Origin of the sequence: Vibrio sp. S234-5, from assembly GCF_000960595.1 — a bacterium.
Classification (GTDB): domain Bacteria; phylum Pseudomonadota; class Gammaproteobacteria; order Enterobacterales; family Vibrionaceae; genus Vibrio.
In genome coordinates, this window is sequence record NZ_JZAM01000415.1 from 1 (window position 1) to 398 (window position 398).

Here is a 398-nt window from a genome sequence, read left to right on the forward strand (position 1 = left end):
CTGTAGAGGGGGGTAGAATTTCAGGAGTAGCGGTGAAATGCGTAGAGATCTGAAGGAATACCGGTGGCGAAGGCGGCCCACTGGACAGATACTGAAACTCAGATGCGAAAGCGTGGGGAGCAAACAGGATTAGATACCCTGGTAGTCCACGCCGTAAACGATGTCTACTTGGAGGTTGGGGCCTTGAGCCGTGGCTTTCGGAGCTAACGCGTTAAGTAGACCGCCTGGGGAGTACGGTCGCAAGATTAAACCTCAAATGCATTGACGGGGGCCCGCACAAGCGGTGGAGCATGTGGTTTAATTCGATGCAACGCAAAGACCCTTACCTACTCTTGACATCTACAGAATCCTGCGGCGACGCGGGAGTGCCTTCGGGAACTGTAAGACAGGTGCTGCAT

At 54.0% G+C, this 398-nt stretch carries 1 rRNA gene; it reads left to right on the plus strand.

Going from position 1 to position 398, the window contains the following annotated elements:
* Positions 1-398: ribosomal RNA gene (locus UF06_RS22620) — 16S ribosomal RNA — on the plus strand; the annotation flags it as partial.